This is a genomic window from Erwinia pyrifoliae DSM 12163 (assembly GCF_000026985.1).
Taxonomy (GTDB): Bacteria; Pseudomonadota; Gammaproteobacteria; order Enterobacterales; family Enterobacteriaceae; genus Erwinia; species Erwinia pyrifoliae.
Genome location: NC_017390.1, coordinates 1366648 through 1380176 on the forward strand (window position 1 = coordinate 1366648; position 13529 = coordinate 1380176).

The window sequence follows — 13529 nt, forward strand, 5'->3', positions numbered from 1 at the left end:
CATCGATACGTCTGACGGATCCTGTAAATGCCACCCTGTTAAAAGCGATCGCTCAGGCGGTCACCGNACTCGATAATAAAACGGCTCATNGCCAGCCGCCAGTTCTGGATCGGCATANTCCATTTTTAAGCACCCTTGATCGCCAGATAAATAACCTTTCACACCGAGTCGTCTGTCGGAAACACCTTTCGCTTTTTNATGGCTGCGCGGATCACGCTGTTCAGCGATTAAATGGCGTTTGTGGTGTAGATAGCCTTGCGGATATCTGGCGGATAGCCGAAGAACTTATGAAGACTTTCACAGTTGTCATCCCTAAACATGCGCGAAATCTCATCTGCATAGGAGGCAGACCAAACCTGCTTTTTATGCTCATACCATTCAGTGTAGATTGTTGCAAAAGTAAAGTTGCTAACAACCTACTTTTTCTTCTCGCTTGGGTCTGTACCTCCCGAGGCATCTTTTCTTGCCAGCCACGCCAACTCTCTGGTTTTTTGCAATGACGTGAACTGATCCTACCCGCCAATAGTGGACACGCGACTAAGTGAGTAAACTCTCAAGCAAGAGGTGACTCATGACAAAACCAGCATCAACCAGCAAAAAGCCACGCAAACAACATACGCCTGAATTTCGCAACGAAGCCCTGAAACTTGCTGAGCGTATCGGTGTGGCTCCAGCTGCCCGTGAACTCCGTCTGTATGAATCGCAGCTTTATGCCTGGCGCAGCAAGCTCAAAAATGCACATTCCTCTTCTGAACGTGAGCAGGAAATGTCTGTTGAAATTGCCCGCCTTAAGCGGCAACTGGCGGAGCAGGCTGAGGAGCTGGCCATTCTCCAAAAGGCCGCGACATACTTCGCGAAGCGCCTGAAATGAAGTATGTCTTTATCGAAAAAAATCGGGCTGAGTTCAGTATCAAGGCCATGTGTCGTGTGCTTAGAATTGCCCGAAGCGGCTGGTATGTCTGGTGCCTGCGTCGCCATCAAATCAGCCCGCGCCAGCAGTTCCGCCTCATCTGCGATAAGGCCGTCGGTAAGGCATTTACTGAGGCAAAACAGCGTTATGGCGCACCTCGTCTTGCTGACGAGCTGCCGGAGTACAACATCAAAAACCATTGCCGCCAGCCTGCGACGTCAGGGGCTGCGGGCGAAAGCGGCCCGCAAGTTCAGTCCGGTCAGTTATCGTGAACACGGCCTGCCCGTGTCAGAGAACCTGCTGAAACAGGATTTTTACGCCAGCGGCGCAAACCAGAAGTGGGCAGGTGACATCACCTACTTACGTACAGATGAGGGCTGGCTGTATCTGGCGGTGGTCATTGACCTGTGGTCGCGTTCCGTCATTGGCTGGTCGATGTCGCCGCGTATGACCGCACAACTGGCCTGCGACGCACTGCAGATGGCGTTGTGGCGGCGAAAACGTCCTGAAAAAGTGATTGTTCACACTGACCGTGGTGGGCAGTACTGTTCATCGGATTATCAGAGCTTGCTGAAATGTCATAATCTGCGCGGGAGCATGAGCGCAAAAGGCTGCTGTTATGACAATGCCTGCGTGGAAAGCTTCTTTCATTCGCTGAAGGTGGAATGTATTGAAGTGGTTTACTGAATTTGGCCATCTGAACAGAGGTGATATGCTCACCTCAGAACAACACAGGTGCTCCAATGAAAAGAAGAAATTTTAGTCCTGAATTCAAACGTGAATCCGCTCAGTTGGTTGTTGATCAAAACTACACCGTCTCTGATGCCGCTAAGGCTATGGATGTCGGTCTTTCCACGATGACAAAATGGGTCAAGCAACTGCGTGATGAGCGGCAGGGCAAAACACCAAAAGCCTCTCCGATAACACCGGAACAAATCGAAATACGTGAGCTGAAGAAAAAGCTACAACGTATTGAAATGGAAAACGAAATATTAAAAAAGGCTACCGCGCTCTTGATGTCAGACTCCCTGAACGGTTCTCGATAATCGGGAAACTCAGGGCGCGTTATCCTGTGGCCACTCTCTGCCATGTGTTTGGGGTTCATCGCAGCAGCTATAAATACTGGAAAAATCGTCCTGAAAAACCAGACGGCAGACGGGCTGTGTTACGAAGTCAGGTACTTGAGCTACATGGCATCAGCCACGGTTCGGCCGGAGCAAGAAGCATCGCCACAATGGCAACCCAGAGAGGCTATCAGATGGGGCGCTGGCTTGCTGGCCGGCTCATGAAAGAACTGGGGCTGGTCAGTCGCCAGCAGCCGACTCACCGGTATAAGCGTGGCGGTCATGAACACGTTGCTATCCCGAATCACCTTGAGCGACAGTTCGCCGTAACAGAGCCAAACCAGGTGTGGTGCGGTGATGTGACCTATATCTGGACAGGCAAACGCTGGGTATACCTCGCTGTTGTTCTCGACCTGTTTGCAAGAAAGCCAGTGGGCTGGGCAATGTCGTTCTCGCCGGACAGTAGACTCACCATGAAAGCACTGGAAATGGCATGGGAAACTCGCGGTAAGCCCGCAGGAGTGATGTTCCACAGCGATCAGGGCAGTCATTATACGAGCAGGCAGTTCCGGCAGTTACTGTGGCGCTACCGGATCAGGCAGAGTATGAGCCGGCGTGGAAACTGTTGGGATAATAGCCCAATGGAACGCTTCTTTCGGAGTCTGAAAAACGAATGGGTGCCAGTGACAGGTTACGTAAGCTTCAGCGATGCGACTCACGCCATAACGGACTACATCGTTGGATATTACAGCGCACTCAGGCCGCACGAATATAATGGTGGGTTGCCACCAAACGAATCAGAAAATCGATACTGGAAAAACTCTAACGCGGTGGCCAGTTTTTGTTGACCACTTCNGACACAGCCCTAAGCGAGGTTCTGGTTTTCAAATTGTTCAGGACTAAGGCCGCCACAGGCACTGTGACGACGCCACCGATTGTAATCACACTCGATATAATTAAACACCGTTGTCCGCATTATTTCCCGGCTGGCAAAGCGTTCTCCGTGGATACATTCCACCTTCAGCGAATGAAAGAAGCTTTCCACGCAGGCATTGTCATAACAGCAGCCTTTTGCGCTCATGCTCCCGCGCAGATTATGACATTTCAGCAAGCTCTGATAATCCGATGAACAGTACTGCCCACCACGGTCAGTGTGAACAATCACTTTTTCAGGACGTTTTCGCCGCCACAACGCCATCTGCAGTGCGTCGCAGGCCAGTTGTGCGGTCATACGCGGCGACATCGACCAGCCAATGACGGAACGCGACCACAGGTCAATGACCACCGCCAGATACAGCCAGCCCTCATCTGTACGTAAGTAGGTGATGTCACCTGCCCACTTCTGGTTTGCGCCGCTGGCGTAAAAATCCTGTTTCAGCAGGTTCTCTGACACGGGCAGGCCGTGTTCACGATAACTGACCGGACTGAACTTGCGGGCCGCTTTCGCCCGCAGCCCCTGACGTCGCAGGCTGGCGGCAATGGTTTTTGATGTTGTACTCCGGCAGCTCGTCAGCAAGACGAGGTGCGCCATAACGCTGTTTTGCCTCAGTAAATGCCTTACCGACGGCCTTATCGCAGATGAGGCGGAACTGCTGGCGCGGGCTGATTTGATGGCGACGCAGGCACCAGACATACCAGCCGCTTCGGGCAATTCTAAGCACACGACACATGGCCTTGATACTGAACTCAGCCCGATTTTTTTCGATAAAGACATACTTCATTTCAGGCGCTTCGCGAAGTATGTCGCGGCCTTTTGGAGAATGGCCAGCTCCTCAGCCTGCTCCGCCAGTTGCCGCTTAAGGCGGGCAATTTCAACAGACATTTCCTGCTCACGTTCAGAAGAGGAATGTGCATTTTTGAGCTTGCTGCGCCAGGCATAAAGCTGCGATTCATACAGACGGAGTTCACGGGCAGCTGGAGCCACACCGATACGCTCAGCAAGTTTCAGGGCTTCGTTGCGAAATTCAGGCGTATGTTGTTTGCGTGGCTTTTTGCTGGTTGATGCTGGTTTTGTCATGAGTCACCTCTTGCTTGAGAGTTTACTCACTTAGTCGCGTGTCCACTATTGGCGGGTAGGATCAGGTGACCGTGTCAACGCTGAGTAAAGTAAGACATATCATTGGATGGTATCCCTGGTGTCAACAATTATGCACTACCCTGTTGCCGTCTGGCTTCCCTTGTTTTCTGGTATATTCTAAGAATTATTATGATGTTTCGAACGCATACTAACATCAAAAAAGAGAATGAATCGAGTAGGATTTGAGTGTCATTTTGTGTTCTTTTTGAGTGATAATATCAATATGCAATAAAATCAATGAGATAGGTTAGTAAAAAAAATTTATTCTCACAGGCCAATCCTGTAAGATTTGCTAATGCATTGCGGTAGACACTCAACTGCACTCACACTCATAACCCTTCAACTGATGACGATAATGGACAAAAAAACAACAAACCTTGAAAAAGTCCGCGATTTGCTTGAAAAAAAAGGTGTGGATAAAAGAAAACAATCTTCAACCCTGGCAGAAATACTCGGCATCAAATACAACAGTGCCAAGCAGAAGCTCGATGAAAAAAGAAGTATATCGATTACGGAGATAAAGAAAATATATCGATATTTCAACGACTCATTTGATGGCAGCAGGGATTATAACTGTGTTTTTGTCATGAACGATATGCATGTAAGATGCAATGTTGATGTCGATCCAGAAGTCGCAGTAACGGTCAGTACTGACGAAAACTATGCTGTCAAAGATGGCCAAAATTATGTTATTGACGCCAGCCAAAAAAGAAAAAACGCCAATACGCACCGGGTAAAAAAACTTGAATTCTTGCCCGCGCCTAAAATAGCAATACTCGATAACGATGCGGATATCCTTGAATTATTACAGTCAGTTTGCAGCAGATTTGGTATTGAAGCAGAGACGTTTCAGACCAAAGATGAAATTCTGAAAGTCATGTCGAAACAGACTTTTGACTGCTTCATTATTGACTGGCTATTGGATTACGGAGAAAACTCAGAACAGGTGATTGAAGCTATCAGAGAAAAGAATGAAAAGTGTACTATTATCCTGCTTACCGGCCAGTTAAATCAGCATGAAAAAGACATTGGTAAAGCTATAATGAAATATGGCGTAGAAATAATAGAGAAGCCAACCAGAACCTTTATTATTTCTTCCATCCTTTTGAACAACTTATTTTTCAAAGACTGAGGCACGTTAATGAGCATCACTTTTCATAAGTTAACTGAGCAGCATCTGAAAGACATCTACGAAATCAGATTTTCAGTGCATGAAAATCAGCTGCACGACCATCAAATCGGCTATATGCAGAGGCAACAGGTTCTGGAAGACATCAACCAGGGTGGCGGGTGGATCTGCAAAGCAGGTGATGAATATGTCGGATACGCACTTGGCATATTTGTTCCAGATCCTTTGGTGGGCGGGCTTTTTGTTAAGCCTGAATATCACAATAAGGGCATAGGATCGCAGCTTTTATTACTGGTTACCCAATGGTTTTTTGACCAGGAAACGGCAGAGATCAGTTTAACAACCGATCGTGGATCAAAAGCTGAAATTTTCTATCAGCAAAGAGGATGGCAACCATCGGGAACGGATGAGTTTGGTCAGCTAATTTTAAAAAAACACCGGTGAAAATAATGAAATATATTTTTTTCATACTTTCAATATTATTCAGCAGCTTCGGGTTAGCTGAAGAAGACACGTTGGTATTAATCAATCAGGGTACTAAAATTAACATCACTACCGCTGATCTAGAGAAATTACCGTCTTTGAAAATCAAGACTTCAACCAACTTCACGCCACAGAGCATATTTACCGGGGTAAAACTCAGCGATCTGCTAAAAAACTATCACGTTAGCTCAGACGTGATACGCGTGTTCGCATGGGATGATTATAGCTACACATTGCCTGTTGCGGAGCTTCTTAAATATCAAGTCATACTTGCCTATAAAAAAAATAATGAATATATGGATATGTCTGAAATGGGACCCTATGCAATTATCTATCCAAGAGACATTTACCATGAGCTGAAAACCTTAGAAGTTAACGCAAAAACCGTTTGGCAGGTTAAAACCATCGAGGGTTTCTAATGAAAAGAACGTATCTTTATGTCATTATCCTTGCATTGATCTTTACCGTAATGATTTTCAGCACGATCAATAAATTTAATGGCGTAAGAGAACAGTATAAAACTATCGAGCCTAATCTGGATAACTATTCAACTGCCGAAATTACGATCCTTGCATTTGAACGCATGAAAGTGGCATTACTGGGTACTGATAACGGTGATGAATTTTTGATTAAAAAGAAAATTTTTGATTCTAAATTAAAGATTATTGAAAACAAATCTAATGAACCCGAAGATTTTTTCTACGATGACGAATTTCTTATTTTATTAAAAAAACTAAAAAACCAAAGTAACCTGTTAGGCACTCTCTATTCTGAATATTCAACGGGCGCAATTGAAAAAGCAAAGATCCTTGCTTTTATGAATGATATGCAACCGACCCTGACAGACCTGCAGGAGATTATTTACAAAATTCAAATAAGTCACTTCAACGCAACTAAAGACATTATTAAAGATAACTCGTCCTACACTAAATACTATGCTTTGTTATGTATATTTCTCTCTTTTATACTGATTATGCTTTTGTGGCGATACATTACTAAATTGAAAGAAACGCTGCTAAAGAAAAATGTATTCATTTCAGCAATATATCATGAACTATCCAGTTCCATTCAAAAAATACAGCTATCTTCAGAAATGATAGACATTCACAACGATGTATTCGGTGCTACCAGATACATCAACAATATCAAGCTGCATTCAAATAAAATATTTCATCAGACCAGAGAAATCCTTGAATACTCAAAAATTGAGATAGGTAATATACAACTCAACGAATCCACCTTTTATTTGAAGGATCTGATTCATGAAGTGACATCGTCCTTTGATAATACCAATGGCAACGCGATAACCATCAATTGCACATCAAAAAACGGGCGAATCCGCTCTGATAAACAGAAGCTGCTGTCGATTATCATAAACTTAATGGATAATGCTAACAAAAACACTAAAAATGGCACTATTTACCTATCGCTGAAACTCGTTAATTCCTTCCTTTATCTGTACGTGAAGGATAACGGATGTGGTTTTGATATAAAGAATATCAACACGCTTTATCGCCCTTTCAATCAGGGTGCTGAAAAAGAGACCCGGCAAGGACTGGGTTTGGGACTGACCATTATTAAGAATTACGTCAAAATTTTTAATGGCAAAATCAGAGCCAGATCGCGCCTGAATACGGGTTCAACATTTCTGGTGCGCATTGCTGTAGAACCTGAATAGCTTTACATCTGTGACAGATATGTGGGCGATAAAAGGTTAAGCTTGAAAAAACATGAGCTTTTACGCTAAGATATCGTCCCGGTTGAGTAAGCAACTCACCGTAGCTCAACGTCTCCTTAGTTAAATGGATATAACGAGCCCCTCCTAAGGGCTAGTTGCAGGTTCGATTCCTGCAGGGGACACCATTTGTTAACCTCCCAAAGTATCTCAAAGTCTATTAGCACTATCTATTTCAATAAGTTAGATCCTTTCTATAGTATTCCTGCGTCTCTAAATAACTGTTCGGAATAGTAGATCACTTATGGGGAACTCAGTCCGGATTATGCGATCTGATCAATCGCTGAATATCTCAAATCACCANCCGGACTGAGCAATGCCGATCATAGCACCAATACCCAGAACTGAACGACGCTTCATGCAGAAAACGATCCATAAAACAAAGGACAAAAACCACGCCCGGCGGCTCACCGCCATGCTGATGCTGCATCGTGGTGACACCGTCAGTCATGTTGCCAGAACGCTCTGCTGTGCCCGTTCGTCGATTGGTCGCTGGATTAACTGGTTCACGCTGTCTGGCGCTGAAGGACTGAAGTCATTGCCGTCAGGACGTGGGAGGCGCTGGCCGTTCGAGCATATTTGCGCATTGCTGCGTGAGCTTGTTAAGCATTCTCCCGGCGATTTTGGTTATCAGCGTTCNCGCTGGAGTACCGAACTGGACTGACCCCACAACGGTAGACAAATTCTGTCCTCACGACGAGGCCTGTTCAAAGGCCTCCGGGCTGACGCCACCGAGATGGCTGTGACGCCGGGCCCGGTTGTAGAACACTTCAATGTAATCGAAGATATCCGCGCGGGCCAGATCCCGTGTTTTATACATCCGCTTTCTGATCCGTTCTTTTTTCAGTGAACTGAAGAACGATTCGGCCACGGCATTATCCCAGCAGTTACCACGCCGGCTCATACTCGGGACCAGGTTATTGGCCCGGCAAAACCGTTGCCAGTCGTCGCTGCCGTACTGGCTGCCCTGATCGCTATGCACAATCACCTCGCCGTCCGGTTTTCGTCGCCAGACCGCCATCATGAGCGCATCCAGTGCCAGTTCGCGTGAGAGGGTGGGCTTCATCGACCACCCCACCACGTTACGGGCAAAGAGGTCGATAACCACCGCCAGATACAACCAGCCCTGCCAGGTGCGGATGTAGGTGATATCGGTCACCCAGACCTGATTGGCCCGGACAACAGTAAACTGCCGCTGCACGCGATTAGGGGCAACCACTGAAGGTCTGCCAGCAATACGACGCGGAGCTTTATAGCCGCGCACGGCTTTAATCCGGTTCAGTTGCATAATACGGCCCACCCGGTTTTTACCGCAGGTTTCCCCGATTTCGTTCAGGTCGCCATGAACCCGCCGGTAACCGTATACGCCTCCGCTCAGTGAATATGAGTCACGGATAAGCGTCAGCAGACGCTGGTTATCTTTATCACGCGCCGAGACCGGGTTGTGCAGCCACGCATAGAACCCGGCCCGGGCGACATGAAGTACCCGACACATCGTCATCACACCCCATACAGTGCGGTGCTCATTGATAAAGCGGTACTTCAGTCGGGCTCCCTTGCAAAGTACCGCGCGGCCTTTTTCAGGATATCCCGTTCTTCTTCGGTGCGTTTTAGCTGCGCCCGTAGTTTCAGGATCTCGCTTTTGGCTTCCAGTAAATCCCGGGCATGCTGTTCGCTGTTATCAGGTTTGACAGCCCGAAGCCACTTGTAGAGACTGTGTGCAGAGACGCCCAGACGGTCNGAAACTTCAGCGACGGAATAGCCGCGTTCCGTTATTTGACGGACGGCTTCTTCTTTAAATTCAGGTGTAAATCGTGGTGTGCCCATACGTTCCTCCTATGCTCAAAATATACGGTAGGATCGTCTACTGGCATAGGGGCAGTCCAAATATACGGTAGGATCGTCTACTGGCATAGGGGCAGTCCANAATGATTAAGGCAGGATGACATGAATAATATTTTTAGGTGGGATCTATGAATGATAGTTATTATTGGTGGGGCTTAGAAGAGTCTATCTTTAAAGGAGTCCTTTATGATTCAATAAATACTTATTTTTTACATGATCATCCTTATAAGAACTGGAAAGAGTTTTCTGAAGCAGATCCTCATATGGCTTACGCACATTTAACTTATGTAAGATTTGAGGCGTTAGAGCAACAATTTGTTGATTTAAGAGTTATTCCACAAATGCTTGGAGTTCAAGACTTACCTATAAAATCCATTGTCAAAGACATTAATAGGTATGAGTGGCTGAAATCTATTGTTGATTTAACGCTATTCAGATTTTCAAGCCTAAGAGATATTTGTTTTCACTTTGTAAATGAAGTTCTTGAGTTAAAAATTAAAGACCATGAGTTAAATATAAAAAAACTCAAATCTAGACTAAGAGATTCTCATCCTAATGTTTTGATGAATTTAAAGGTCTTGGATTCTTCTGGCCTACCATTACGCGAAGATAGAAATGAAAGAGCTCATAAAGGCTTTTGTAAATTGTATACAGAAGATGATGATTTTTTTAAAACCGCAGCCTGGATGGAAAAACCTGGGCAAGTCATGGAAGGTTATGACTTAATATCAGTTTTCAATTCAGCGAGAGATAAAATAAGCTCCATTGTAATTAATGAAGTCGAAACTGCTCTTAAATCTTGTATAAGCTTAGTCAATGAGCTTTATGACTATTATCGTGACCATCATGACTTTCTATCTAAGAACTCCAGAAGTGGCGTTTCAGGACATTTTCATGATTATCATAGGAAAAAACAATAGTTAAATATATTGTGATTAATAAATAGAGCGGTTGGCCGCTCTACTTGATTCACAGTCCATTATGTACAGAATTATTTCCCTCTGATAAGGACCAAGTCGCCACCCTTCCATTTTTAAAGATTATGCTTAATGTTTTAGTTTTCATTTCTGTTCCATTCGAAAATAATCCAACAATGGGAATGTATGTTGCGANCCTGTAATTTAAATTGTGTATCTGCCTGTTTTTGATATGTTCATTCCAACAACGGAGACAGGCACATTATGGACGAAAAGAAACTCAAGGCCCTTGCGGCTGAACTGGCTAAAGGCCTTAAAACCGAAGCCGANCTCAATGCGTTTTCCCGCATGCTGACGAAGCTTACCGTTGAAACAGCACTCAATGCTGAGCTGACTGACCACCTCGGGCACGAGAAAAACGCCCCAAAAGCAGGCTCCAATACCCGCAACGGCTATTCGTCAAAAACTCTGCTGTGCGATGACGGCGAGATTGAACTCAGCACACCGCGTGACCGTGAAAACACCTTTGAACCTCTGCTGATAAAGAAAAACCAGACGCGTATCACGCAGATGGACAGCCAGATTTTGTCCCTGTACGCCAAAGGCATGACGACCCGAGACATCGTCGCCACGTTCAGGGAAATGTACGATGCGGACGTGTCGCCCACGCTGATTTCAAAAGTCACGGATGCCGTTAAAGAGCAGGTTGCTGAATGGCAGAACCGCCCGTTGGATGCACTTTATCCCATTGTTTATCTTGACTGTATCGTGGTGAAAGTTCGTCACGATGGCAGCGTGATTAACAAGGCCGTCTTCCTCGCTCTGGGCATTAATACCGAAGGCCAGAAAGAGCTGTTGGGCATGTGGCTGGCAGAAAACGAAGGCGCGAAGTTCTGGCTCAGCGTGCTGACAGAGCTTAAAAANCGGGGCCTTCAGGACATCCTGATTGCCTGTGTGGACGGACTGAAGGGCTTCCCGGATGCGATAAACAGCGTTTATCCTCAGACGCATATCCAGCTCTGCATCATCCATAAGGTGCGCAACAGCCTGAAGTACGTGTCATGTAAGGACTACAAGGCCGTCACCGGCGGGCTGAAAACGGTGTATCAGNCTCCGACGGAAGAAGCCGCGCTGATGGCGCTGGATGCGTTCGCGGACGTCTGGGATGACAAATACCCGCAAATCAGCAAAAGCTGGCGTGCACACTGGGAAAATCTTAATACGTTCTTCGGCTATCCGCCCGATATCCGTAAGGCTATCTACACCACGAACGCCATCGAATCACTGAACAGCGTGATCCGCGCAGCCATCAAAAAGCGAAAGGTGTTCCCGACAGATGACTCGGTGAGAAAGGTCATTTATCTGGCGATCCAGTCGGCGTCAAAAAAATGGAATATGCCGATCCAGAACTGGCGGCTGGCAATGAGNCGTTTTATTATCGAGTTCGGTGANCGCCTGAGCGATCACCTTTAATACGGTGGCAGTTACACAGAATTATTTACAGGNTCCTTAGGGCTGTGTCCACATTACGTGGGTAGGATCACACCACCCATGTCGCACGGGGGCGGTAAGTCAGAGGATTTAACAGCCCCATGCCACCCAGCTCCGGGGTGCTTTCACCCGACAGAACGCCTTAGAGCAGCGTCCTTTTAGCCTTCTCTGCATCTAATGGCACTGCTTACATCTGCTTAACATGCCGCTCACAACTTAATCATCCTCACCTGTTGCCTTTTCAGGGTTTTGCTTTGCTTCTGCCTTCGCTTTCTACCTGGTTGTTATCGTTCTGTGTGCTATGCATTTTTCTACTCTAAAGCAATGGGTTTGCATCTCAGCGTAGCGGGTAATATGCCGCTCGCTAAGCTGTCAGCGCTTAAAGCCAGAAGGGTGATAACGTGGCGGTGGAATGCGGCGTTAATCTAATGGGTAAGGGTTAAAGCGTGCTGAGCCTGTGTCTGGCCTGATGCAGTAATCACAATGTTTGTGCTACTATCCACCAATAAATTTAACAAGATACGACTTACCTTCTATGCTGGCAGCCCGAAATCTGACATGTCTGCGCGACGAGCGAGCCCTGTTTAGCGACCTCAGTTTCACCGTATCGCCGGGCGATATTGTGCAGGTTGAAGGGCCTAATGGCGTGGGGAAAACCTCTCTTCTGCGTATTCTCGCTGGCCTGAGCCGTACCGAACAGGGCCAGGTGCTCTGGCAACGGCAGCTTATTCAGCGCCAGCGTGAGAATTATTATGCCAGCCTGTTGTACCTTGGCCACCGGCCCGGAATTAAAGCGCTGCTGACCCCCTTCGAAAACCTGAGTTTCTGGTATGCACAGCGTCCGCAGCATGAACTGTGGCACGCGCTGGAGCAGGTAAACCTGACCGGTTATGAAGAACTGCCCGCAGCACAACTTTCGGCCGGTCAGCAGCGTCGTGTAGCGTTGGCCCGGCTCTGGCTAAGCCAGGTGCCGTTGTGGATCCTTGATGAGCCGTTTACGGCGATAGATAAATCCGGGGTGGAAAAGCTGATGGCGCTGTTTGTGCGCCATACGCAGCTGGGCGGTGCCGTGGTTCTGACTACCCACCAGGAGCTGCCCGCATCGGTACGCGATATGCGCCGCATCTGCCTCAGCGCGGGGGGCTATTGATGTTCCTGCCCGTGCTGAAACGGGAGTTGCGGATTGCTTTTCGCAGCTCTGCGGAAATCCTTCACCCGCTGTGGTTTTTTCTGATTGTAATAACGCTGTTTCCCCTGGGATTGGGGGCGGAACCGCAGCTGCTGGCGCGTATCGCTCCTGGTATCGTCTGGGTAGCGGCGCTGCTCTCCTCACTGCTGGCGCTGGAACGGATGTTCCGCGATGATTTTCTCGATGGGTCGCTGGAACAGCTGCTGCTGCTTCCCCTGCCGCTCCCCTTGACGGTAATAAGTAAAGTCACCGCCCACTGGCTGGTTACCGGACTGCCCCTGCTGCTGCTGTCGCCGCTGATTGCGCTGTTTCTGGCGCTGGATTTCGCCAGCTGGCGTGCGGTGGCGCTAACATTATTACTCGGTACGCCAACGCTCAGCCTGCTGGGCGCGATTGGCGTCGGCCTGACGGTGGGGCTGCATCGCGGTGGAGTTTTACTCAGCCTTCTGGTGCTGCCGCTGGCGGTACCGGTGCTGATTTTTTCCAGCGCGGCCATTGATGCCGCAGCGCAGGGGCTGGCGATAAACGGCTATCTTGCAATTCTCGGAGCTATCTTGGCAGGCAGCGCCGCGATTGCGCCTTTTGCCACTGCAGCAGCATTGCGCGTGAGCTTAAACTAACTGGCCGATAACGAAGTATGCGACATCGCATGCGGTTAGTAGCGTTGGTTAATCAGCACGTATCAACCT

General features: G+C 47.5%; 14 protein-coding genes, 1 tRNA gene and 2 pseudogenes. 13 read left to right on the forward strand and 4 right to left on the reverse strand.

What is annotated here, in order from left to right; all coding sequences use genetic code 11:
* Window positions 1–38: 38 nt before the first annotated feature.
* Window positions 39–293: pseudogene (locus tag EPYR_RS20250) on the reverse strand (transposase); the annotation flags it as partial.
* 278 nt (window positions 294–571) lie between these two features.
* On the opposite strand from EPYR_RS20250, the gene EPYR_RS20995 reads away from it, so the two are divergent.
* The 3 genes from EPYR_RS20995 to EPYR_RS06030 all read left to right on the forward strand — a co-directional run bounded on the left by EPYR_RS20995 (window position 572) and on the right by EPYR_RS06030 (window position 2822).
* The gene (locus EPYR_RS20995; RefSeq protein ID WP_011078074.1) at window positions 572–871 is read left to right on the forward strand and encodes a transposase; all 300 of its coding nucleotides are present in this window, start codon (window positions 572–574) and stop codon (window positions 869–871) included.
* A gap of 186 nt (window positions 872–1057) precedes the next feature.
* A complete protein-coding gene (locus EPYR_RS21000) occupies window positions 1058–1597 on the forward strand; it encodes an IS3 family transposase (protein ID WP_014538725.1) in 540 nt (179 codons plus the stop codon).
* A 56-nt stretch (window positions 1598–1653) separates the two neighbouring features.
* Window positions 1654–2822, forward strand: a protein-coding gene (locus EPYR_RS06030) for an IS3 family transposase (RefSeq protein WP_104945030.1) whose coding sequence is annotated in 2 segments (ribosomal slippage) — window positions 1654–1903 and window positions 1903–2822 — 1170 coding nt in all. Because the reading frame shifts where the segments join, the coding sequence is not laid out codon by codon here.
* A gap of 17 nt (window positions 2823–2839) precedes the next feature.
* Here the strand turns inward: EPYR_RS06030 and EPYR_RS21005 are convergent.
* Together EPYR_RS21005 and EPYR_RS21010 are read right to left on the reverse strand one after the other, a co-directional pair.
* The gene (locus tag EPYR_RS21005; RefSeq protein WP_331387094.1) at window positions 2840–3688 is read right to left on the reverse strand and encodes an IS3 family transposase; all 849 of its coding nucleotides are present in this window, start codon (window positions 3686–3688) and stop codon (window positions 2840–2842) included.
* A gap of 3 nt (window positions 3689–3691) precedes the next feature.
* Window positions 3692–3991, reverse strand: coding sequence for a transposase (locus tag EPYR_RS21010; protein WP_011078074.1), 300 nt, complete (start codon window positions 3989–3991; stop codon window positions 3692–3694).
* A 412-nt stretch (window positions 3992–4403) separates the two neighbouring features.
* On the opposite strand from EPYR_RS21010, the gene EPYR_RS06045 reads away from it, so the two are divergent.
* From EPYR_RS06045 to EPYR_RS06070, 6 genes and pseudogenes are all read left to right on the forward strand, one after another.
* Window positions 4404–5183, forward strand: coding sequence for a response regulator (locus EPYR_RS06045; RefSeq protein ID WP_049779070.1), 780 nt, complete (start codon window positions 4404–4406; stop codon window positions 5181–5183).
* Window positions 5184–5192: 9 nt separating this feature from the next.
* A complete protein-coding gene (locus EPYR_RS06050) occupies window positions 5193–5624 on the forward strand; it encodes a GNAT family N-acetyltransferase (protein WP_012667518.1) in 432 nt (143 codons plus the stop codon).
* 5 nt (window positions 5625–5629) lie between these two features.
* Window positions 5630–6082, forward strand: coding sequence for a putative pterin-binding protein (locus EPYR_RS06055; protein WP_012667519.1), 453 nt, complete (start codon window positions 5630–5632; stop codon window positions 6080–6082).
* On the forward strand, window positions 6082–7341 hold the full coding sequence (locus EPYR_RS06060) for a sensor histidine kinase (RefSeq protein WP_012667520.1): 1260 nt from the start codon (window positions 6082–6084) through the stop codon (window positions 7339–7341). Before EPYR_RS06055 ends, EPYR_RS06060 begins: the two co-directional genes overlap by 1 nt.
* Before the next feature lie 110 nt (window positions 7342–7451).
* Window positions 7452–7526: transfer RNA gene (locus tag EPYR_RS06065), tRNA-Arg, on the forward strand.
* Window positions 7527–7714: 188 nt separating this feature from the next.
* Window positions 7715–8056: pseudogene (locus tag EPYR_RS06070) on the forward strand (helix-turn-helix domain-containing protein); the annotation flags it as partial.
* Window positions 8057–8089: 33 nt separating this feature from the next.
* Here the strand turns inward: EPYR_RS06070 and EPYR_RS06075 are convergent.
* A protein-coding gene (locus EPYR_RS06075; protein ID WP_104945024.1) for an IS3 family transposase occupies window positions 8090–9225 on the reverse strand; the annotation gives its coding sequence in 2 pieces (ribosomal slippage) (window positions 8090–8979 and window positions 8979–9225; 1137 coding nt in all).
* 146 nt (window positions 9226–9371) lie between these two features.
* Between EPYR_RS06075 and EPYR_RS06085 the strand changes: the two genes are divergently transcribed.
* From EPYR_RS06085 to ccmB, 4 genes are all read left to right on the forward strand, one after another.
* Window positions 9372–10163, forward strand: coding sequence for a Cthe_2314 family HEPN domain-containing protein (locus EPYR_RS06085; RefSeq protein WP_012667522.1), 792 nt, complete (start codon window positions 9372–9374; stop codon window positions 10161–10163).
* Between the two features lie 261 nt (window positions 10164–10424).
* The gene (locus tag EPYR_RS06090) at window positions 10425–11633 is read left to right on the forward strand and encodes an IS256 family transposase (protein ID WP_014538728.1); all 1209 of its coding nucleotides are present in this window, start codon (window positions 10425–10427) and stop codon (window positions 11631–11633) included.
* Between the two features lie 553 nt (window positions 11634–12186).
* The gene (gene ccmA / locus EPYR_RS06095; protein WP_012667524.1) at window positions 12187–12801 is read left to right on the forward strand and encodes a cytochrome c biogenesis heme-transporting ATPase CcmA; all 615 of its coding nucleotides are present in this window, start codon (window positions 12187–12189) and stop codon (window positions 12799–12801) included.
* The gene (gene ccmB / locus EPYR_RS06100) at window positions 12801–13460 is read left to right on the forward strand and encodes a heme exporter protein CcmB (RefSeq protein WP_012667525.1); all 660 of its coding nucleotides are present in this window, start codon (window positions 12801–12803) and stop codon (window positions 13458–13460) included. The genes ccmA and ccmB overlap by 1 nt, the downstream gene beginning before the upstream one ends.
* The last annotated feature ends 69 nt before the right edge of the window (window positions 13461–13529 follow it).

Coding starts and splice junctions, on each gene's coding strand:
- EPYR_RS20995 (WP_011078074.1), top strand. CDS start 572: ATGACAAAACCAGCATCAACCAGCAAAAAGCCACGCAAACAACATACG.
- EPYR_RS21000 (WP_014538725.1), top strand. CDS start 1,058: ATGGCGCACCTCGTCTTGCTGACGAGCTGCCGGAGTACAACATCAAAA.
- EPYR_RS21005 (WP_331387094.1), bottom strand. CDS start 3,688: ATGTCTTTATCGAAAAAAATCGGGCTGAGTTCAGTATCAAGGCCATGT.
- EPYR_RS21010 (WP_011078074.1), bottom strand. CDS start 3,991: ATGACAAAACCAGCATCAACCAGCAAAAAGCCACGCAAACAACATACG.
- EPYR_RS06050 (WP_012667518.1), top strand. CDS start 5,193: ATGAGCATCACTTTTCATAAGTTAACTGAGCAGCATCTGAAAGACATC.
- EPYR_RS06055 (WP_012667519.1), top strand. CDS start 5,630: ATGAAATATATTTTTTTCATACTTTCAATATTATTCAGCAGCTTCGGG.
- EPYR_RS06060 (WP_012667520.1), top strand. CDS start 6,082: ATGAAAAGAACGTATCTTTATGTCATTATCCTTGCATTGATCTTTACC.
- EPYR_RS06085 (WP_012667522.1), top strand. CDS start 9,372: ATGAATGATAGTTATTATTGGTGGGGCTTAGAAGAGTCTATCTTTAAA.
- ccmA (WP_012667524.1), top strand. CDS start 12,187: ATGCTGGCAGCCCGAAATCTGACATGTCTGCGCGACGAGCGAGCCCTG.
- ccmB (WP_012667525.1), top strand. CDS start 12,801: ATGTTCCTGCCCGTGCTGAAACGGGAGTTGCGGATTGCTTTTCGCAGC.